The organism is Pseudomonas sp. NFACC08-1 (assembly GCF_900106735.1).
GTDB classification, from domain to species: Bacteria; Pseudomonadota; Gammaproteobacteria; order Pseudomonadales; family Pseudomonadaceae; genus Aquipseudomonas; species Aquipseudomonas fluorescens_Q.
Genome location: NZ_FNNL01000012.1, coordinates 15,988 through 34,646 on the forward strand (window position 1 = coordinate 15,988; position 18,659 = coordinate 34,646).

At 59.0% G+C, this 18,659-nt stretch carries 17 protein-coding genes; 12 read left to right on the forward strand and 5 right to left on the reverse strand.

Going from position 1 to position 18,659, the window contains the following annotated elements:
* Positions 1-64: 64 nt before the first annotated feature.
* Positions 65-1,012, reverse strand: coding sequence for a LysR family transcriptional regulator (locus BLU76_RS22180; RefSeq protein ID WP_092143328.1), 948 nt, complete (start codon positions 1,010-1,012; stop codon positions 65-67).
* A 262-nt stretch (positions 1,013-1,274) separates the two neighbouring features.
* On the opposite strand from BLU76_RS22180, the gene BLU76_RS22185 reads away from it, so the two are divergent.
* The 3 genes from BLU76_RS22185 to BLU76_RS22195 all read left to right on the forward strand — a co-directional run bounded on the left by BLU76_RS22185 (position 1,275) and on the right by BLU76_RS22195 (position 4,655).
* Complete coding sequence (locus BLU76_RS22185; protein WP_170867314.1) at positions 1,275-2,558, forward strand: MFS transporter; 1,284 nt, start codon at positions 1,275-1,277, stop codon at positions 2,556-2,558.
* 119 nt (positions 2,559-2,677) lie between these two features.
* Positions 2,678-3,916, forward strand: a complete 1,239-nt coding sequence (locus BLU76_RS22190; protein WP_092224474.1) for an OprD family porin — start codon at positions 2,678-2,680, stop codon at positions 3,914-3,916.
* Positions 3,917-3,941: 25 nt separating this feature from the next.
* Positions 3,942-4,655: a phosphoglycerate mutase family protein gene (locus tag BLU76_RS22195; RefSeq protein ID WP_170867315.1), complete on the forward strand. Its 714-nt coding sequence runs from the start codon at positions 3,942-3,944 to the stop codon at positions 4,653-4,655.
* On the opposite strand, the gene BLU76_RS22200 is transcribed toward BLU76_RS22195, so the two are convergent.
* Together BLU76_RS22200 and BLU76_RS22205 are read right to left on the reverse strand one after the other, a co-directional pair.
* On the reverse strand, positions 4,644-5,324 hold the full coding sequence (locus tag BLU76_RS22200) for a class I SAM-dependent methyltransferase (protein WP_092224478.1): 681 nt from the start codon (positions 5,322-5,324) through the stop codon (positions 4,644-4,646). The two genes, BLU76_RS22195 and BLU76_RS22200, sit on opposite strands and share 12 nt — an antisense overlap.
* 63 nt (positions 5,325-5,387) lie before the next feature.
* Positions 5,388-6,017, reverse strand: coding sequence for a LysE family translocator (locus BLU76_RS22205; RefSeq protein WP_063321240.1), 630 nt, complete (start codon positions 6,015-6,017; stop codon positions 5,388-5,390).
* A 155-nt stretch (positions 6,018-6,172) separates the two neighbouring features.
* On the opposite strand from BLU76_RS22205, the gene BLU76_RS22210 reads away from it, so the two are divergent.
* The 9 genes from BLU76_RS22210 to BLU76_RS22250 all read left to right on the forward strand — a co-directional run bounded on the left by BLU76_RS22210 (position 6,173) and on the right by BLU76_RS22250 (position 15,600).
* The gene (locus BLU76_RS22210) at positions 6,173-7,549 is read left to right on the forward strand and encodes an XAC2610-related protein (RefSeq protein WP_092143344.1); all 1,377 of its coding nucleotides are present in this window, start codon (positions 6,173-6,175) and stop codon (positions 7,547-7,549) included.
* A 199-nt stretch (positions 7,550-7,748) separates the two neighbouring features.
* Positions 7,749-8,603: a MurR/RpiR family transcriptional regulator gene (locus BLU76_RS22215; protein ID WP_092143349.1), complete on the forward strand. Its 855-nt coding sequence runs from the start codon at positions 7,749-7,751 to the stop codon at positions 8,601-8,603.
* Between the two features lie 38 nt (positions 8,604-8,641).
* A complete protein-coding gene (gene ddpX, locus BLU76_RS22220) occupies positions 8,642-9,181 on the forward strand; it encodes a D-alanyl-D-alanine dipeptidase (protein WP_092224480.1) in 540 nt (179 codons plus the stop codon).
* Between the two features lie 161 nt (positions 9,182-9,342).
* Positions 9,343-10,923 (forward strand): ABC transporter substrate-binding protein, encoded by a 1,581-nt coding sequence (locus BLU76_RS22225; protein WP_092224482.1) that lies wholly within the window; start codon positions 9,343-9,345, stop codon positions 10,921-10,923.
* A 76-nt stretch (positions 10,924-10,999) separates the two neighbouring features.
* Positions 11,000-12,016 (forward strand): ABC transporter permease, encoded by a 1,017-nt coding sequence (locus tag BLU76_RS22230; protein WP_003201952.1) that lies wholly within the window; start codon positions 11,000-11,002, stop codon positions 12,014-12,016.
* A gap of 1 nt (position 12,017) precedes the next feature.
* Positions 12,018-12,899, forward strand: a complete 882-nt coding sequence (ddpC, locus tag BLU76_RS22235; protein WP_092143359.1) for a D,D-dipeptide ABC transporter permease — start codon at positions 12,018-12,020, stop codon at positions 12,897-12,899.
* 2 nt (positions 12,900-12,901) lie between these two features.
* Positions 12,902-13,891 carry an ABC transporter ATP-binding protein gene (locus BLU76_RS22240; protein WP_092224484.1) on the forward strand — a complete coding sequence of 330 codons (990 nt, stop codon included), beginning with the start codon at positions 12,902-12,904 and terminating at the stop codon, positions 13,889-13,891.
* Positions 13,891-14,859, forward strand: coding sequence for an ABC transporter ATP-binding protein (locus tag BLU76_RS22245; protein WP_092224486.1), 969 nt, complete (start codon positions 13,891-13,893; stop codon positions 14,857-14,859). The genes BLU76_RS22240 and BLU76_RS22245 overlap by 1 nt, the downstream gene beginning before the upstream one ends.
* 207 nt (positions 14,860-15,066) lie before the next feature.
* A complete protein-coding gene (locus BLU76_RS22250; RefSeq protein ID WP_139211654.1) occupies positions 15,067-15,600 on the forward strand; it encodes a carboxypeptidase-like regulatory domain-containing protein in 534 nt (177 codons plus the stop codon).
* On the opposite strand, the gene BLU76_RS22255 is transcribed toward BLU76_RS22250, so the two are convergent.
* Both BLU76_RS22255 and BLU76_RS22260 read right to left on the reverse strand, forming a co-directional pair.
* The gene (locus BLU76_RS22255; protein ID WP_092224491.1) at positions 15,595-17,508 is read right to left on the reverse strand and encodes an HNH endonuclease family protein; all 1,914 of its coding nucleotides are present in this window, start codon (positions 17,506-17,508) and stop codon (positions 15,595-15,597) included. The two genes, BLU76_RS22250 and BLU76_RS22255, sit on opposite strands and share 6 nt — an antisense overlap.
* A complete protein-coding gene (locus BLU76_RS22260) occupies positions 17,505-18,185 on the reverse strand; it encodes a peptidoglycan-binding domain-containing protein (protein ID WP_092143374.1) in 681 nt (226 codons plus the stop codon). The genes BLU76_RS22255 and BLU76_RS22260 overlap by 4 nt, the downstream gene beginning before the upstream one ends.
* Between the last annotated feature and the right edge of the window lie 474 nt (positions 18,186-18,659).

Below are 18,659 nucleotides of genomic sequence, written 5' to 3' on the forward strand. Positions count from 1 at the left end.
ACTTTGAGAACAGCGTGGGGATGACGTCCAACAAGGAATATTGCTACCCCGTGACAACTAAAAGTTATTCAAGAGGTGGTTGGCCGTTCAGCCCGGGAGCGGCCACCATGCGTTGCGGCCCGACATCAACGGCGTATTGGCTGACCACCTGGCGACTCATCTGGACGATGTTCTCGACCAGTTCCAGGCCGACACCCGCGCGCCACGAGGCGACGACGTCGAGTTGGGGCAGGGCGGTGCCGGGTTCGAGCTGGATCAATTCGCCGCTGGCCAGGGGCTTGGCCACCAGGGCGGCGGGCAGGGCGCCGATGCCGAATCCGTCGCGAATCAATCGGGTCATGGCCGACACTGAGTTGACGCAACTGACCCGTGGCGCACTCACGCCATGGGCGTACAACAGGTTGAGTACATCCTGATGCGGTCGCGAATGCTTGACGAAGGTGATGATGCGCTCGCCGGCCATCTCCACCAGCGACGCGTAGGGGCGGGCATAGATCGACTGGCTGGCGGCGATCCAGTGCATGGGGTAGTGCCCCAATTCCAGGTTGCGCACGCTTTCGTGGCGGACCAGATCGGTCTGGAACACGATGTCCAGGTAGCCTTTTTGCAATTGGTCACAGAGATTGCGCGCGGCATCGGCGGTGATTTCGATTTCCACGGCGGGGAAGGCTTGCATCAGCATCGACATCAACGGGCTGAGCCAGGTGTGGATCACCGTATCCATCACGCCGATGCGCACCAGGCCTTGCTGCGCAATGGTGGTGTCCAGTGACTGCTTCAACGCCCGCTGCACTTCGAGCATCTGCTCGGCGTAGTCGAGCACCTTGAGGCCTTCGGGGGTCAGCGAAACCCCGCGCGAATCCCGTACGAACAGGCGCAGGCCCAACTCCTCTTCCAGCGAAGCGATTCGGCTGGAGATCGCCGCCTGGGTGCTGAACATCTTCTCGGCGGTGAGGCTGAAACTCTGTAGCCGGGCGACCCAGACAAAGGTTTCGAGGAATTTGAGGTTCATGAGGGCTCTCTGGGTGCGGGTGGTTCTTATGTTGCAATTGTTTTGCAATTGTCACTCCAGATCGGGCCGTTGGGGCATCAAATTTTCTTATGTCCCATCTGGTGTTTTTCCCGTTTGACGCTGTGCCGATCCGCCACCAAGAATCCGCTCCACGACGCAGCCACTGCGTCCGCATCCCCAACGACAACGCCTTCACAAAAAAATAACGAGGCGTGTCCGTCATCTTCGCTTGCTGCCGCAGGAACCTCCCATGGAAAAGACCATGACTGACTGCGTAACCACCGGGACAGGGCGCACGGGCCCGTTCAGTTGGTACGGCCCCCTGTCGAAAAATGAAAAACGTACATTCTGGAGCTGCAAGATCGGCTATGCCCTGGACGGCATGGATACACAGATGCTGAGCTTCGTCATCCCGACCCTGATCGCGACCTGGGGGATTTCCAAGGGCGACGCCGGCTTGATTGGCACCTGCACGCTGCTGGCCTCGGCGGCCGGCGGTTGGATCGCCGGGATCCTGTCCGACCGAATCGGCCGGGTACGGACCCTGCAATTGACGGTCCTGTGGTTCGCATTCTTCACCTTCCTGTGTGGGCTGGCGCAGAACTACGAGCAATTACTGGTGGCCCGGACCTTGATGGGCTTTGGCTTCGGCGGTGAATGGACCGCAGGGGCGGTATTGATCGGCGAGGTGATCCGCTCCAAGGACCGTGGCAAAGCGGTGGGCATGGTGCAGGCCGGATGGGCGCTGGGCTGGGGGTTGACGGCGCTGTTGTATGCCGGGCTGTTCAGTTTCCTGCCGCCGGAAGACGCCTGGCGGGCGTTGTTCCTGATTGGCCTGGTGCCGGCGCTGTTTGTGCTGGTGATCCGTCGACTGGTCAAGGAGTCGGAGACTTTCGAACATGCGGTGCGGGAGCGCCAGGCCAAGCCGGAACTGGGCTCTCGCTGGGCCTTCTTCGAGATCTTTTCCCCCCGGATGCTCAGCACGACGTTGCGCGCCTCGCTGTTGACCACCGGTGCGCTGGGCGGCTACTACGCCATCACCACGTGGTTGCCGACGTACCTGAAAACCGAGCGCGGCCTGAGTGTGCTCGGTACGGGCGGCTACCTGGCGATGGTCATCGTCGGTTCCTACATCGGCTACGTGACCAGTGCGCTGCTGACCGATGCCATCGGCCGCAAGAAGAATTTCATCCTGTTCGCCGTCGGGTCCATGGCCATCGTCCTGGCCTACACCCAATTGCCAATCGATAACACCTGGATGCTCTGGTTGGGCTTTCCACTGGGTTTCTTCGCCTCGGGCATCTTCGCCGGCATGGGCGCATTCCTGACCGAGCTGTTTCCCACCCGCATGCGCGGGTCGGGGCAGGGCTTTTGCTACAACGCCGGGCGTTCCATCGCGGCGCTATTCCCATTGTTCATCGGCGCGTTGAGCAACACCTTGCCCATCGGCACCGGGATCGGCGTGTTTGCGGCCGGCGCCTATGGTGTGGTGATCCTGGCGGCGTTGAGCCTGCCGGAAACCCGCGGCAGGCAGCTCGAGTCCTGACCACCCGTGACGTCCGCGCACAGCGCGGACGCCGCTACACCCCTTAAAACAACAACCATCGGACGCGATTGCAACGCCCCCGAGAGGGTTCGCTCGCGTCCATAAAAAAGGAGCATGCCATGGGGCATTTCACATCCACCTGGTTTTATACCCCCGCCGGTACGTTGCTGGGCCTGAGCCTGATCGGCGTGCCGAACGCCCAGGCCGACTTCATCGCCGACAGCAAAGGCAGCCTGGAGGCCCGCAACTTCTACTTCAACCGCGACTTCCGCCACGAAGGGGCACGGGACAAGGCTGAAGAATGGGCGCAGGGCTTTCTGCTGCGGATGGAGTCGGGATACACCGCCGGGACCGTGGGTTTCGGCCTCGATGCCTTGGGCATGGCCGGTTTCAAACTGGATTCCGGGGGCGGTACGGCGGGCACCAACCTGCTGCCAGCGGATCGGTCCGGCGGCTCGCAAGACCGCTATGGCGAACTGGGCCTGACCGCCAAAGTCCGAGTGTCCAACAGCACCTTGAAGTTGGGAACGTTGCAGATCAAGGACCCTGCGGTAAGTTCCAACGACACGCGCCTGTTGCCGGGAACCTTCAAGGGCGGCTTGTTGAGCGTGCAGGAAATCGATCGTTTGAAGCTGACCGCCGGGCAACTCACCCAGATCAATTTTGTCGACTCCACCGATTACCAGGACATGACCGCCAACCGCATCGGCGGCAGCAGCGACAAGTTCCAGTTCGCCGGAGCCGACTATCAGTTCCTGCCGAACCTCACGGCGCAATACCGCTATAGCCTGTTGGAAGACATCTACCAGCAGAACTACCTCGGCTTCGTCCACACCCTGGACCTGGGCGCAGGCCAGTCGTTCAAGAGCGACGTGCGCTATTCGCGCAGCACCGAAGACGGCAGTTTTCGCGAACTCGACAACCAGGCTTTCGGCGCCATGTTCACCTACAGCCTGGCGGGCCATGCGCTGGGCCTGGGCTACCAGCGCATGAGCGGCGACGATCCGTTCCCGTACATCGGACGCAGCGATCCCTACCTGGTCAACTTTGTGCAGATCGGTGACTTCGCCAACATCGACGAGCGTTCCTGGCAAGCGCGCTATGACTACAACTTCGCGGCTATTGGCGTACCCGGGTTGACCTTCATGACTCGCTACATCACCGGCGACAACGTCCAGCGCAGCGCACCGGGCGAAGGCAAGGAATGGGAGCGCAACACGGATATCGCCTATGTGGTACAGGATGGAACCTTGAAGGGCCTCGGCTTGAAATGGCGCAACGCAACGGTGCGCTCGAATTTTGGCAACGACCTGGATGAGAACCGGTTGATCGTCAGCTACACGATGGCGCTTTGGTAAAGAGATCGCTGGTAAAACCGATCCTGTGGCACAAGAACTGGCTCCCTCGCCACAGGGTCATCACTCCTTGGATAAAAGGAGCATTGCACTCGATCAATGGCGTCGTTGCCTGTATACAGGTGCGCTTCGAAAGGGATTTTCAAGGCAAAACAAGGGAGCTGTCGCTGTGATTTACCTGATACGCCATGCCACGCCGCTGATCGATTACAAGCCCTGCAATGCGCATTCAGCCAAGTTGCTGCTGGATGAATACAATAAGACCTCGTCCATCGATGAGGGTGAAATTGCCGCATTCCTGAGCCAACCGGATTTGTCCCAAGCGCTTTTGGCGACCGAAGCCAACATCATTTCCTCGCCCGTCAACAGAGCCTACGCGACGGCATGCCGGCTATTCGAAGCCACACGTATCCAACAGGATGCTCGACTACGTGAATACGACCTGCGGTTAAGCAGCATTCCTGTCTTGAAAATGGGCGTGAGGCATTGGTTCGCCTTGCACAGGATCCTGTGGTTGCTGGGGATTTCACTGGGGGCCGCCAGCTGGAAAGCCGAACACCAGCGGGCGCTCGGTGTCGCCGATGAGCTTTACAACAGTTGCGGCGAACCGGGGAAGACCACGATCGTGGTGTCTCACGGCATGTTTCTCAGAACCGTCAGGAAAACCCTGCAAAAGCGCGGATTGCAGGCGCGCAGGGTGTATCGCTCGGGGTGTTTTACCGTCGAGTCGCTAACGCCATGACGAGGATTGCTCGGCCACCAGCAGTAACGACTGCGGCACCGGGCTTTGTGGATGCTGAGGTTCCTGCAGGAGCACCAATCGGAAACCGGCCATGTCCAGGGCATTGAGCCAACTGGACAAGGTGCGGAAGTACCACGGCATACGTTGCCATTGGCCTTTGAACCCATCGAAGGTTTCTTCTCGCCAACCGTCCTGATAATCGCCCGCCGCCACGGTCCATGGATGCAGCGTCTGAACCACCAGCGCGCCACCTGGGCTGAGCAGGGCATTCATCGCAGCGAGCAATGGGATGATGTCCTGGTGCAGCAGGGCGAAGTTGGCGCAGATCAGGTCGTAGCCGCTGCCAACGTCCACCTTCTCCTGCACCAGTGCGTCATAGCTTGCCAGATGCACCGGCGAGGAACCCGCCGCCCGGGCCGCTTCGACCAGCGTCGCGTCGCCATCCACACCGACCGCTTCGATGCCCCTGTCAGCCAGCGCCCGCAACAGCCAGCCTTCGCCGCAGCCCAGATCGAGCACGCGCTCGGGCTGGCGGCTCTGCACCACCAGTAGCATGGCCTGGTCCGTGACCGTCAGCCGGCTTTCGATGGCCCCCGTGCGGATGGCTTCGATCCAGGATTGGGCATTGTGGTGCCAGCTTTGAAGGAGGGTGGTTTCCGAGGACGACATTGATCCAGCTCCGCAATGGATTGGGTAAGCATAGGCCAATCGCTGGCGCAGCGAAGCCAGTGGTCAAAGCGGGCGGTCAAGAAACAACAGGCGTGCGGCCAGCGCTGCCATGACCCCGGCAAAACCATACGTGCCCAGGCGCCTTGAAATCCCGCCGCTTGCCAGCTTCGCCCTGAGCTGAGCGGCGCAAACACCCAACAGCGTATGAAAGACGAGTGCAATCAGCGCCAGCAACGCGCCCAGGAAGATCAACTGCACACTGACGCCTCCAGCCTTGACGTTGACGAACTGGGGCAGGAACACCATGAAGAACAGCAGCGCCTTGGGATTCAAGAGGCTGTTGAGGGCGCCTCGGCAGAAAATTCTCCACAGCGAAGCCACCTGGAGCTGGCTATCCTGAGTCGCTGCTGGCGTTCTCAGTGCTTGCCAGGCAAGCCAAAGCAGATAACCAGCCCCGGCCAGGCGCAGGATGTCGAACGCCGGCGCCCAGCTCATCACCAGCGCACCAATGCCCGCGCTGACCATCATCGTCATCAGCACGTCCGAAAAGGAAATGCCAAGGGCGGCGGCAATACCGGCACGCCAACCGTGGGCCAGCGCATGACTGGTGACAAAGGCCATGTTGGGCCCTGGGACGATCAGCAGAAGCACAACAGCAACCACGAACAGGTAGAGATTGGCGGTATCCGGCATGGGGATCACTCCGTGGGGTGAGCCACGACAGTAAGCGAATGACGAGGAGGGCGTCAGTTACAGTCCGGGCCAATCTGATAGCAACAGTCGTTTCTCGCGATGCATCAAGGCAATCGCTAAACTGCTGGCCCGAATTTCAGCAAGGAAGTGGGTGGATGCGTTCGCTCGTCAGCAGTGTGCTTCTTTCCATGACGCTGGTATCCCCGGTCATGGCCGAGCCAAGGGCGTTTTCGGTGAATGATCGCAGCGACCAATATCTGGTCGACGTGTTGTTCCCGGAGCCGCCGGAAGACCCGCATCAACTGGCGCGTGCCTTTATCACCATTCGCGACAACACCACCCACCAAGCCCTGCAGCAATTGCAGACGCCCGCCGGCAATGTGCCCGTGGACCGCAACGGCAAGGTCGATAATTGGTTACTCGGCCCCCAGAGCCTGTTGTACTTCGACGACTTCAACTTCGATGGCCGCCTGGACTTGGCGATTCGTAACGGTAACGATCCCGACGCGAGTTACAAACCGGCGTTCGACGTCTACCTGCAAGACCCGCAGAAAACCCAATGGGTCCTCAATCCTGCGCTGACGGGCCTGGCAAAGGAGGACAGCAAAGGCATGTTCTCCGTCAGCCCGCTGGACGGCGTCCTGCTTTCGCAAACCGACCGCGACTGCTGCTGGACTCGCGCCACCCACTGGAAAATGCGCGGCGATGAGTTGGTCCTGCTTCACTCAGACACCGAGGAGCAAATCCAGCCGACCGAGGAGGGCGAAAATACCAGCATGCCCAGCGGCTACACGCGACGCACCACCGGTGAATTGAAAGATGGCCAGTGGCTCGAACAATCGAGCCTGGAAGGTCCGGAAAAGGAGGATCCAGTGATTCTTGCCGGAACCCTCGACGCCAGGACCCCGGTAGAGCTCTGGTACCAGGTACAGGGAACCGTGATCATTGGCGAGGTGCGCTACACCCAGGCTGGCACAGGCGAAGCGATCAAGCTGCTGGGAACCCGGGAAGACGCCGACGACGATCTCATCAGCCTCCACGAATACGCCGATGACGGTCGTCAAACCGGTACCTGGCGGATCTCCCGGGAAACAGTCGAACCCTACAATCACACCGGCACCTGGGTCAGCGGCATTCAGGGCGACGACAGCAAGTTGGCGATCCTGCTGCACGATGAAGAACGGGAATTGGATGGCGACAAAATCGACGACGTCGACGCTGACCAGCGCAGCGGCCATTACCAGATGCGCCAGGACGCCCTGGGGCGCGACGCCGACCTGGACTTGAAGATCCTGCCGGACCGCGACGCCAACGGAAAAGAAATCGCGGAATTGAGCGTGACCTTGAAGGGCGGCGTGACCGAGCATCACATCGTACCGATGGAAAGCGAAAACCTGATCATCGTGCGCGAGCCGCAAGTCTCCGAGAAAAACGCTCCGTATCACATTCAATTGGTGAAAGGCTTCGCGGTCATTGGGAACAACGCTGGGCCGGATTCGCAGGAGGGGCTGGGGGTGTATTTGAAGCAGTGAACGCAGCCTCCGTTAGGACGCACCGAAACCGCACTTGCCTCCACCTGTACCCAGCTTATTCATCGAGACCCAACACAATCACCGCAGGACGTCTGCTGAAAATAGTCATTGTATTGCTTCGAAATCGAATGTTATTGTTTTAACACGATAGAAATTAATGTCATCGCGGTAACATTTTGCGTTCGGGAGCTCTGAAACCATGGAAAAGAACAGCTTCCTGCAGTTGCTGGAGCGAGAGTTCTCCAACCTGACCCCGACTGGCAAGCGGATCGCCAGTTATCTGTTGGGTAACCCAGAACAGCTTCCGTTCGAGTCGGCCGATAGCATCGCGCAGCAGACCTCCACCACTGGGATTTCCGTAGGGCGTTTTTTTCGATCCCTTGGTTACCAGAACATCGATGAAATCAAACAGAGCCTGCGCGTTGAAACACCCACGTCGTGGCTTATCACTGATCGCATCGGCGCCTTTCGTGCCGAAAGCAATCAGCAAGATGCTCTTGATCGTTCCCTGAGTCGTGAGATCGAGGCCATTCGGTATGTCTACGGTCTAGCGCGCAGCGACGCCTTCGCCGATATCGTGCAACGTATCTACGAAGCCGATGCAGTGTTCATTCTCGGCATTCAGTCCACTCGAGGGATTCTCACAGCGTTCCATAGCCATCTTGAGTACATCCGGCCCAAGGTCTACTACGTCGATGGTCTGTCCGGCATCTACGCAGAAACCCTGAACTCCGGCTTTGCCAATCCCTACGCAATCATTGCGGATTTCCGCGCTTATTCCAGCGTGACTCAGACTTTCTGCGACGCGGCCATAGATAACAACCTCCCATTGGCCCTGATCACCGACCTGCAATGCCCCTGGGCCAGGGACTACCCACTTGACCTCTTGCAACTGAAAACCGATGTCGGGCAGTTCTGGGATTCGCCTGCGCCATTGGCCTGCCTGTTAAATCTCATCGTGTCGGCCGTCGCTGAGAAATACGGGGATCGGCTCGATGAGCGCTTGGCCAAGAACCGTCAATTGCAAAAAGCTTTCGGTCAGTTCGAAGGCTGATCCTCATCGTCCCACCGAATCCCAACTGGAGTATTGGCGTGAACAACAGCCCCCTTGTAGAGATCGATGCCCAGCGCTACCAGCTGCAAATCGATTTGATCTACGCCGGTGCAGACAACCTGGCAGGAAGAGTGATTTATCCAGATGCGCGTTGCCTGTTACATCACCAGGCTGCCGAGTGTTTGTCCAAGGCCAGTCAGCTCGCGCGTCAGGCCGGCCTTACCCTTCGCATCTATGACGCCTATCGGCCGCCTTACGCTCAGTACCTGTTGTGGGACGCACTGCCAGACAACGACTACGTGCGTGACCCACATTTGGGCTCCCATCACAGCCGTGGTGTGGCGGTGGATCTGACACTGGTCGGTACTGATGGCGAGCCGCTGGATATGGGCACTGAATTCGACGCAATGGAAGAGAAATCCCACCAGTTCCATCCCGGCTTGCCAGTAGACGTGCAACGCAATCGACTGCTGCTGGTGGGGATCATGCTCGCCGCCGGCTTCCAGGCGATTGCTACCGAGTGGTGGCATTACGAACTTCCGAATGCCGACGATTACCCCTTGCTGGAAGACGTTTAAGCCACTGATTCACCAACAGATAGCACCGCGCAGCCCACGCTCGGTGCGGCTGATCACAATAACAAGACAGCGTTACTTACGTTTCACCTGCAACTGCCCGGTTATAGCTTTTATAAAAAACCTGACGTACTTCCCTCTATCGAATGATCAAGGAAACCGGCATGAACCCAATGAACACCGTGACCAGCAAAACCTTTCCCGGCGCCGGCAAGCTATTGCTGAGCGTTTTGTGCAGTGCATTGAGCCTTGGTGCCTGGCAGGCCGCGACAGCGGCTGTACCACAAGACACCCTGGTCATCGGCAAACCCGCTGATCCCCAGACCCTCGACCCGGCCGTGACCTTCGATAACAACGACTGGACCATTACCTACCCGTCGTACCAGCGCCTGGTTGGCTACAAGGTCGAAGGCGACAAAAGCAGCACCGAAGTTCAGGGTGACCTGGCCGAGAGTTGGACCGTTTCTCCGGACAATCTGGTCTGGGAATTCAAAATCAAACCTGGTAACAAATTTGACGACGGTGCCCCTGTAGATGCCGCCGCGGTGAAGTTTTCCTTTGATCGCTTGATGACGCTCAAGCAGGGACCTTCCGGCGCATTTCCGGAGGACATGGTGGTCGCGGTCGTCGACCCGCAGACTATCCGGTTCACCCTGAAGACGCCTTTCTCGCCGTTCCTGTTTACCCTGGCCCACAATGGCGCTTCGATCATCAACCCCGCTGTGGTCAATAAAAGTGCGGACGTCAATGCCTGGCTGTCGAGCCACACCGCAGGCTCCGGTCCCTTCCGCTTGAGCAACTGGCAAAAAGGCCAGTCGTTGACCATGGAGCCCAACACCTACTTCGCCGGCCCCAAACCTGCGCTGAAAACCGTGGTCATCAAAATCATCGGTGAGCCCTCCGTGCGTCGTCTGCAATTGGAGCGGGGTGACCTGGACATCATCGAAGACATGCCCGAAGACCAGCTCGGCGTTCTTGCCAGCAAGCCCGGCGTGGCGGTGAAGGAGTTCCCGTCGCTACGGGTCACCTATCTCTACCTGAACAACAAAAAAGGCCCACTGACCAGCGTCGATGCACGTCGCGCGATCACCGAAGCGGTGGACTACAACGGCATCGTCAAAGGCATTCTCAGGGACAAGGCCAAGCTCCTGAACGGGCCAATCCCGGACGGCATGTGGGCGTATGACAGCTCCTTGCCGCCGATGAAGCAGGACATGGCAGCCGCCAAGGAAAGCCTCGCGAAAACGTCGCAGAAAATCACCAACCTCAGCTATATGTATTCGGACAAGGATCCTAACTGGGAACCGATCGGCCTGACCCTGCAAGCTGCATTGGCGCCACTGGGCATCAACCTCAAGCTGGAAAAGCTAGCCAACGCCACGCTGCGTGAGCGCGTCGGCCAGGCGGACTACGACATCGCGGTCGGTGCCTGGAGCCCGGACTTTGCCGACCCGTACATGTTCATGAACTTCTGGTTCGACTCCAAGATGCAGGGCCTGCAGGGCAACCGCTCGTTCTATAGCAACCCGCAAGTCGACAAATTGATTCGAGAAGCCGCCGCTAATAGCGACACCACGAAGCGCGTCGAGCTGTACCAGAGCGCGCAGAAAATGGTGCTCAAGGACAGCGTCTACGCCTACCTCTACCAGAAGAGCTACACCTTGCCGATGCGTGATTCGGTCAAGGGTTACGTGTTCAACCCCATGCTCGAACAGGTGTTCAACTTGGGCAGTATGAGCAAGTAAACCGACTCCCTCGCGCTGGCCATTCGTGGCTGGCGCGGCTTCTGATTTTCGTCGCGGGTGTTACCGAGGTGCCAAAATGGCCTTCCTGACTTTGTTGCGCAAGCGCCTGCTCGGCCTGTTGCTGGTCGTGTTCGGCGTTTCGCTGATTACCTTTGCAATTTCGCATCTGATCCCGGGTGATCCTGCTCGATTGATCGCTGGCGACCGGGCCAGTGATGCATTGGTGGCCGGTATACGTCATCAACTGGGATTGGATCTGCCGCTGTATCAACAATACGGTCGTTACCTGATGGACCTGGTGCAGGGAGACCTGGGAACCTCGATACGCACCAGCCGTCCCGTTCTGGAAGACCTGCAGACGTTCTTCCCGGCGACACTGGAGCTGGCGCTGGTAGCGCTGGTGCTTGCGATCCTGGCCGGCGTGCCGCTTGGCGTGCTGTCAGCGGTTTATCACAATCGGGCGATTGACCAGATCGCCCGCACGCTTGCAGTCACCGGAATTTCAACGCCGGCCTTTTGGCTCGGCCTGGGCGCAATCGTTCTGTTCTACGGGCATCTGGGCTGGTTGCCGGGAGGAGGGCGGCTGTCCGAAGGGCTTGCTCCGCCGCCGACAATCAGTGGTTTTTATCTGCTCGACTCGCTGCTCGCCGGTGAGGGCGCGCTGTTTCTCGATGCCGTCGAGCATCTGATTCTGCCGGCGGCGACCCTGGGATTCGTGACCTTGGGCGTCGTCGCCCGGCAGATTCGTTCAGCCATGCTTGATCAACTCGGCGAAGACTATATCCGCACCGCCCGCGCCTACGGCTTGTCGCGATGGACTGTGATCCTGCGCCACGCACTGCCTAACGCGCTCATCCCTTCGGTGACAGTCCTGGGGCTGACCCTCGGAGATTTGCTGTATGGCGCGGTGCTGACCGAAACGGTCTTCGCCTGGCCCGGCATGGGCGCCTATGTCGTCAAGTCGATCCAGTCGCTGGACTTCCCGGCGGTGATGGGCTTCGCCATTCTGGTTTCGTTCATCTATGTGCTGCTGAACATGGCCATCGACATTGTGTACCGCGTGATCGACCCACGCATCGGCGAGGTAAGTTGAAATGTCCGCTACCCTGATGGCCACGCGCCGCCCGCGCTGGAACGAAAAAATCGCCTATCTGACCTACCGCGTCCGCCGCAGTCCGCTGACCATGGCGGGCCTGGCGATCACCTGTGTCGTCTTGCTGTGCATGATCTTCGCCCCTTGGCTCGCCAGTCACGACCCCAACGCGCTGAACTTGGCCGAACGCCTGACGCCGCCATCCAGCACCCATTGGTTCGGCACCGACGAAGTCGGCCGCGACCTGTTCAGCCGCGTGCTGTTCGGTAGCCAGCAGTCGGTGGGTGTCGGTCTGTTCGTGGCTTTTGCATCCTGTTTTATCGGCGGGTTGCTGGGGTGCTTTTCCGGGGTCATCGGTGGTCGTTTCGACGCATTGATCATGCGCCTGATGGACATCATGCTGTCGGTGCCCTCGCTGGTGCTGATCATGGCCTTGGCGGCTGCGTTGGGGGCGAGCCTGTTCAACGCGATGCTGGCGATTACGCTTGTACGAATTCCGTCCTATGTCCGGCTAGCCCGCGGCCAAGCCTTGAGCATCCGCGAGATGGGTTATGTCAAGGCCGCCCAAACCTTCGGGGCAGGGCGCTGGCACCTGGTGCACTGGCACGTGGCGCGCAACGCAATGCCGCCATTGCTGGTGCAACTGAGCCTGGATATCGGCAGCGCGATCCTCATGGCTTCGGCCCTGGGCTTTATCGGCCTGGGAGCGCAGCAACCTACGGCCGAGTGGGGTGCGATGGTCGCCACCGGGCGCAACTACATCCTCGATAACTGGTGGTATTCGACCTTTCCAGGCCTGGCGATTCTGATCACGGCCACCGGGTTCAACTTGCTGGGCGATGGCGTACGCGATCTGCTCGATCCACGGCAACAGGGGAAGTGACCATGCAGACGTCGAGTCCAGTATTGTCCATCGACAACCTGAGCCTGGAATTCCCGGCTTACAAAAACAACGTCAAAGCGCTGAACGGCGTGTCGCTGCATGTCAATCCCGGGGAAATCGTCGGCGTCGTCGGCGAGTCCGGATCGGGCAAGTCGGTCACGGCCATGCTCAGCATGCGGTTGTTGCCCGAGCGCAGCTATCGCATCACCGCCGGCAGCTTGAGCATGCTCGGTCGTGACATGCTGGCAGCGCCTGAAAAAGAGTTACTGACGATTCGTGGGCGCGATGCCGCGATGATTTTCCAGGAGCCGATGACCGCCTTGAACCCGACCCGGCGCATCGGTAGGCAAATGCTCGATGTGATCATTCATCACCAGAGGATCAGCGTCGCCCAAGCCCGTCTCAAGGCGATCGCACTGTTGCGCGACATGCACATCGCCAGTCCGGAACAGGTATTGGAGAGCTATCCTTTCGAGCTGTCTGGCGGCATGCGCCAGCGGGTGATGATCGCGCTGGCGTTCTCCTGCGAACCCCAATTGCTGATTGCCGACGAGCCGACAACGGCCCTCGACGTGACCGTGCAACGCCAGGTGCTGTTGCTGTTGCGAGAAAAAGCCAGGCAGCGGGGCACGGCCATCTTGCTCATCACCCATGACATGGCATTGGTTTCGCAGTTCTGCGACCGGGTCTACGTCATGTACACAGGAGCTGTGGTCGAGGAGGGCCGCACGGCCGATGTCATGGGAAATCCGCAACATCCCTATACGCAAGGTTTACTCAGTGGTCTGCCGGAAATGGTCGAGCCGGGCCAGCCGCTGCTGACCATTCCCGGTCAGGTGCCGAACCTGGCCTCTTTGCCCGTGGGCTGTACTTTTCAGGAGCGGTGTACATACGCCATGCCGGTTTGTAGCAAGCGCCCGAATCTCAACACTATCAACGGTAATGACCAACGTAAAAGCGCGTGCTGGTTACCGGTCAAGGAGCTTTCGTGATGAACAGTGCCGTCTTTCAACCCATCACCCAAATGGCTCCCACGATTCTTCAACTTGACGATGTTCACGTTCGTTTCCCCGTGAGCAATGACTGGTTGGGGCGACCGCGTGGATATGCCCACGCCTTGAACGGCATTGATCTTCAGGTGCGGGCAGGCGAGACCCTGGGGGTTGTCGGCGAGTCAGGTTGCGGCAAGAGCACCTTGGCCCAGCTGTTGATGGGCCTGCTGCCGCCCAGCAGCGGGGAGATGAATTGGGCCAATCGCAGCGGCGAAGGTCGCAGCAACGTTCAGATTGTTTTCCAGGATCCACAGTCGTCCCTTGATCCGCGCCTGCCTATCTGGAGAATCATCACCGAGCCGTTATACGCCCGAGGCCATGTCAGCCATGCGCAGATGCGCGATGTAGCCGCCAGGGTCGCGGCCCAAGTCGGCATCCGCCCGGAATATCTGGACCGCTTCGCGCATCAGTTTTCCGGTGGGCAGCGTCAACGCATCGCCATCGCCCGAGCCCTTTCGTCAGACCCGGATATCATTGTCCTGGACGAGCCTACATCGGCGCTGGATATCTCTGTTCAGGCGCAGATTCTCAATCTGCTGGCAGAGCTGCAAAGTGCCCGCAATCTGACTTACATCCTGATTTCTCACAACGTATCCGTGGTGCGTCATATGGCTAATCGGGTAGCGGTGATGTACTTGGGGCAAATCGTTGAACTGGGTAGCGTGGCTCAAGTGCTCGATCAGCCACGTCACCCCTATACCCGTTTGTTGCTCGAGGCGGTACCACGACTGGGCGTGCCACTGCACGACGAGCAAGTCGCGGCGCCGACCGAATTACCAGGGAACCGTCGACTACCGAGCGGCTGCTTCTTCCGCGAACGGTGCAGTCTATGCACCACTGGCTGCGAGAAGCCTCAGGCCTTGCTGGGCGATGAGCTGCAGCGTGTGCGATGTCATTTACAGGATTGAGTCACTGAGCACCGGACTTATCAATGGCCTGTAGCAGGGTCTCCATGATAATCATCTAGACTGCTCCTTCATCCTCCTGCCCGGGACTGGCAGCCTATGCGGATATGTTTTTTTGACGGGGCTGATCGCATCGAACTGGGCTCTCGATCCAGCTTTGCTGACGGTCCGTCCATGCAGCAAGGGGGGAGCGGGGCGACCAGGATCGAAATGCGTGAACCGTGGCAGGCCGACAGTTTTATTCACCGACATTTTGCCGGAGCCGATCAGATACACCGTTTGCGCGTGCTGTTATCCGCCCAGGAGTCTCTGGTCCATCTGCTGGATGATCGCGAAGTTCACCGCCAGGTAGCCAGCAAATTATGGCGCGGGGAGCTGTGTGCTTACGTTTTTCCATACCAACGGCCGATGCCGGTTCGCGTACCGGCCTCGGTCGCTGTAGAAGAGGTCGTTGCGCCGGTGTCCGCCGCAGCCCGCAGGCGTCTGCCAGTAAAAGCCTCTTCCGAATCTGCCAGTCGACCTGAGCCGGTGGTACTGACATTCGTGGAGATCGAGTTGTTGGATATGCAGGGGCAGCCCGTTGCCGGGGAATCCTATGTCATTGCATTACCAAACGGGACCCAGCACAGCGGTGTGCTTGACGCGTTCGGACGGGCGAGGGTGGATGGCCTTGATCCGGGCAACTGTCAGGTGACGTTTCCGGAATTGGATCAGCGTGCGGTGGAGCGCTGGAAGGGCTCATGAATTGGACTTGAGACGGATATGCTGCCACGCGGCGTCCAAATTCTGGGGCATGCCGGCGCGTTTGCGCAGCCCGGTGGCCTTGGGCGTGATCCAGGGTTTTGGTGGGGCTGGCAACGGAAATGGCATCACTGTTTCGGGAATATTGCCTATTTTCAGTTTAGCGACGGCCTCGGCAATTTCCTTCAGTGTGACGCGCATGCTGCTGGTGCTGTTGCTCACATCTTCGTTTGCGCAAGCCTGGCACCGACGGTCGAGCTCAGCGGTAAGTTGCTCACCAGCCTGACCGATCCTGACCACTTCGTCGCACCAGGGCGCTGTCTGATTCAAGCTTCGATTCAGGTTGAACGCTTGTGTCGCATGGTTGAGTCTGACGACGATCTGGTTGCAATGGACAGTGAGGTCTTCTGCGAGATCCGGCCCATATTCCGTCAGGTTCTGGTTCATCGTGTCCATCGCGCTGCTCCATGTATCCTTGTCGCACTCATAGGTTTCCAGGGCATTCCAGACATCAAGGACATCGCGCTCGTGGCTCAGAAAAGCAGTGACAAAAGCCGGGTCGTGACGGGGATAGCCTTTTTGGTCCTTGTAAAATTTGGCGTGCAGAGCCATGACCTTTGCCAGGCGGTCCCGGCAGACGTATTCGATGTGCGTTTGCTCAAATCCGGCATTCCATAACGGGGCATACGCACCAAGGGTGTCACGCGACGCTTTCAGCGCCTCCATGTCCGCTTGGTAAGTAGCCAGGATGACCGCATGCACGCCGAGCCGGGGAAGTTCGTGGACGCTGCGGGTGGCCGGGGCATTCCCGCTTTGTGCGGCCTGCAGCTGAGTGATGTGCTCGCGTGACTGCAGCACGTGTCTGGTCAGCTCCAGGCTCCAGCAGGCAAAGGCATCCATCGCCAACGCCGAAAACGGCGCCTGGGGCGTCGTGGAGTAATACAAGAACTCGATGGCCGAGCGGGTTTGATTCTCCGACACGGGGTAAGCGGTGTAGCGTTTCACTTTGTCGCGCAATGTTGGCACCGTCAGGGTCTTGAACCACTCGTCTCCACGCTGCCATTTCAGGAACTCGATCGTTAGGTCGAGGCTGTGGGTCATCTCCAGAAACACGCCTCGCAACATTGCCAGGTGCCGCATGCGGGCGAACACAAGCTCCTTGCGGTTCAGGCCGAGGACAAGAATGTTCTTGCCACCCCTGTCGCTCGTGGGCTGCATTTGTTGGTTAAGGTCGTCGAGAGGAGCGGGGACGGCTTCTCCCGTCTCTGAATCGAAGCTGATGTGTTCGCGCGGATTCTCGGTGACAGGATTGATCAACACCGGCCTTTCGGCATTGCTCGGGTTGTTCCATGCGTCGTGTCGCGGTGGACCCAAACGACCCCATTCGTTAATGGCTGCCCAGAACTCGTCCTCGGTGTCGAAGTCTTCCAGGCGCGGCGGTGGGGTCGTCAGGTTGTCCGGTATCACGTCGAAGTAGTTTTTCTTGTAGGTCTCATTGCACTCCTTGCATGACCACAAGTGATTGCTCCAGTCATAAACGTATTGAAAATAGCCGAGGTTATCGAGTGCCTGGCCGCCCACAGGGACGAAACCGTCGTGGCGTTTTTTCGGTCGAAAGTGCTCGACATCCCCGCCTGCGGTGCTCATGAAGCGCGCCTCGCAAAAGGCACACTTGCCATATTGGTCCACCTTCAGCAGCGCCTTGGCGTGAGGCGGCTTGTACTGATCGTCGTCGATGACGATCTTCACCGCGCCTTTTGGAACACTTTTTGTTTTGGCGGTGTTGGTGCCTTTGGTGCAGAGGACCACCATGGCGCCAGCCTGGACAGCTTGCTGGATGCCTTTTTGCATCTCAGCATGCGAGCGCTGTAGCGCGGGAGGGGCCGTTGGCGTTTTGTGAACCTGGATCATAGGGAGGCCTCTCCATGGTAGCCGTGGAGCGTCGCGCGTACGGCATTGCTCAGCAACTCATCGTCGTCAGGCAACCCGGCCTGCATCTTGAAAGCACCGATGGCCACCCGGGTCGCGTCATTCATCTGGCCATCGCATTCGCCGCTGAAGTAGCCGAGACCACGCAAGCGTTGTTGCACGCCCTTGAGGGTGCTGATCGGGTCGAGCGCGCGAAGCCTCAATGGATAGTCGCGGGAGAAGCCGTCAAAGGTTACGCGTACAGTGATGTCATCGGCGGTTGGCTCGAGCGGCCAGACAATATCGCCGTTCGCTTCAGCCGTGCCACGCCCCAGCAGCGTGTCACCACGCAGTACTTCAAAGTGGCGCGCCAGGCCTTGTCCGGCGAGCGCATAAGGACGAAACCGAAGCAAGGCAGGCGTGTTCAGCACGCGGAAAGTGTGCCTTCGCCCGGTGGCGTTCTGTTCGAAGGTCGCTTTCGTGCGCGGGGGAACGAACAATAAATCCCCCGACGCGAGCGTCGTCCCGTCCGGGTGTTGCTGGCGCAGGTTGGCATTGCGTGGGTGATCCCAGAGTGTCGAGCGCGCGTGTCCATAAGCGTAGGCCACGCTGTCGACGCTTTCGGCGGCTCCCAATGCCAGGACGATGCCGTCACCGCCAGGGTCCGATCTGGCATTCATACTGTCTATCCTTGTATGTCGCACTAAGGTCGTGTGTAGGAAATCGCACCCATTCAGCAGGCGATTTAAACCTTAGTACGTTATTTGCCTTTTTGGGAACACGGAGAATTTGGCGACAGTGGGTTGAGGGATATCGATGGCGTCACGGTACAGCATTGAATTGAGAGGATGAGATTGGCTTCAAATCCAGCCATCAATGGGGGCCGTGGGAATACCTGAGAGTACACATAATGTATATTATGTTAAACAGAGTATGGGTAAATGTTTACTCCTACGCCTGTCTCCTGCGATCGCGCGATCTATCTCAACAAGTGTGACGGTCGCGATTTGATGAGACTTTCCCATCCGAAGAGCTCTTCACCCCCGTAAACACTGGGTCTTGGAAGCTGATCCTATTCGGGCATGGGCCGATTTTTGACGAAATGATGAGCCTGGAATTTTAAGCCAGTTCGCCTATCCATATGATTTAATTGT

Bases quoted from the DNA above. Each gene is read 5' to 3' on its own strand.
- BLU76_RS22225 (WP_092224482.1), top strand. From the start codon at position 9,343: ATGAACCCAATGAACACCGTGACCAGCAAAACCTTTCCCGGCGCCGGC.
- BLU76_RS22185 (WP_170867314.1), top strand. From the start codon at position 1,275: ATGACTGACTGCGTAACCACCGGGACAGGGCGCACGGGCCCGTTCAGT.
- BLU76_RS22190 (WP_092224474.1), top strand. From the start codon at position 2,678: ATGGGGCATTTCACATCCACCTGGTTTTATACCCCCGCCGGTACGTTG.
- BLU76_RS22240 (WP_092224484.1), top strand. From the start codon at position 12,902: ATGCAGACGTCGAGTCCAGTATTGTCCATCGACAACCTGAGCCTGGAA.
- BLU76_RS22215 (WP_092143349.1), top strand. From the start codon at position 7,749: ATGGAAAAGAACAGCTTCCTGCAGTTGCTGGAGCGAGAGTTCTCCAAC.
- ddpC (WP_092143359.1), top strand. From the start codon at position 12,018: ATGTCCGCTACCCTGATGGCCACGCGCCGCCCGCGCTGGAACGAAAAA.
- BLU76_RS22245 (WP_092224486.1), top strand. From the start codon at position 13,891: ATGAACAGTGCCGTCTTTCAACCCATCACCCAAATGGCTCCCACGATT.
- BLU76_RS22210 (WP_092143344.1), top strand. From the start codon at position 6,173: ATGCGTTCGCTCGTCAGCAGTGTGCTTCTTTCCATGACGCTGGTATCC.
- BLU76_RS22180 (WP_092143328.1), bottom strand. From the start codon at position 1,012: ATGAACCTCAAATTCCTCGAAACCTTTGTCTGGGTCGCCCGGCTACAG.
- BLU76_RS22205 (WP_063321240.1), bottom strand. From the start codon at position 6,017: ATGCCGGATACCGCCAATCTCTACCTGTTCGTGGTTGCTGTTGTGCTT.
- BLU76_RS22260 (WP_092143374.1), bottom strand. From the start codon at position 18,185: ATGAATGCCAGATCGGACCCTGGCGGTGACGGCATCGTCCTGGCATTG.
- BLU76_RS22200 (WP_092224478.1), bottom strand. From the start codon at position 5,324: ATGTCGTCCTCGGAAACCACCCTCCTTCAAAGCTGGCACCACAATGCC.
- BLU76_RS22250 (WP_139211654.1), top strand. From the start codon at position 15,067: ATGCGTGAACCGTGGCAGGCCGACAGTTTTATTCACCGACATTTTGCC.
- BLU76_RS22255 (WP_092224491.1), bottom strand. From the start codon at position 17,508: ATGATCCAGGTTCACAAAACGCCAACGGCCCCTCCCGCGCTACAGCGC.
- BLU76_RS22230 (WP_003201952.1), top strand. From the start codon at position 11,000: ATGGCCTTCCTGACTTTGTTGCGCAAGCGCCTGCTCGGCCTGTTGCTG.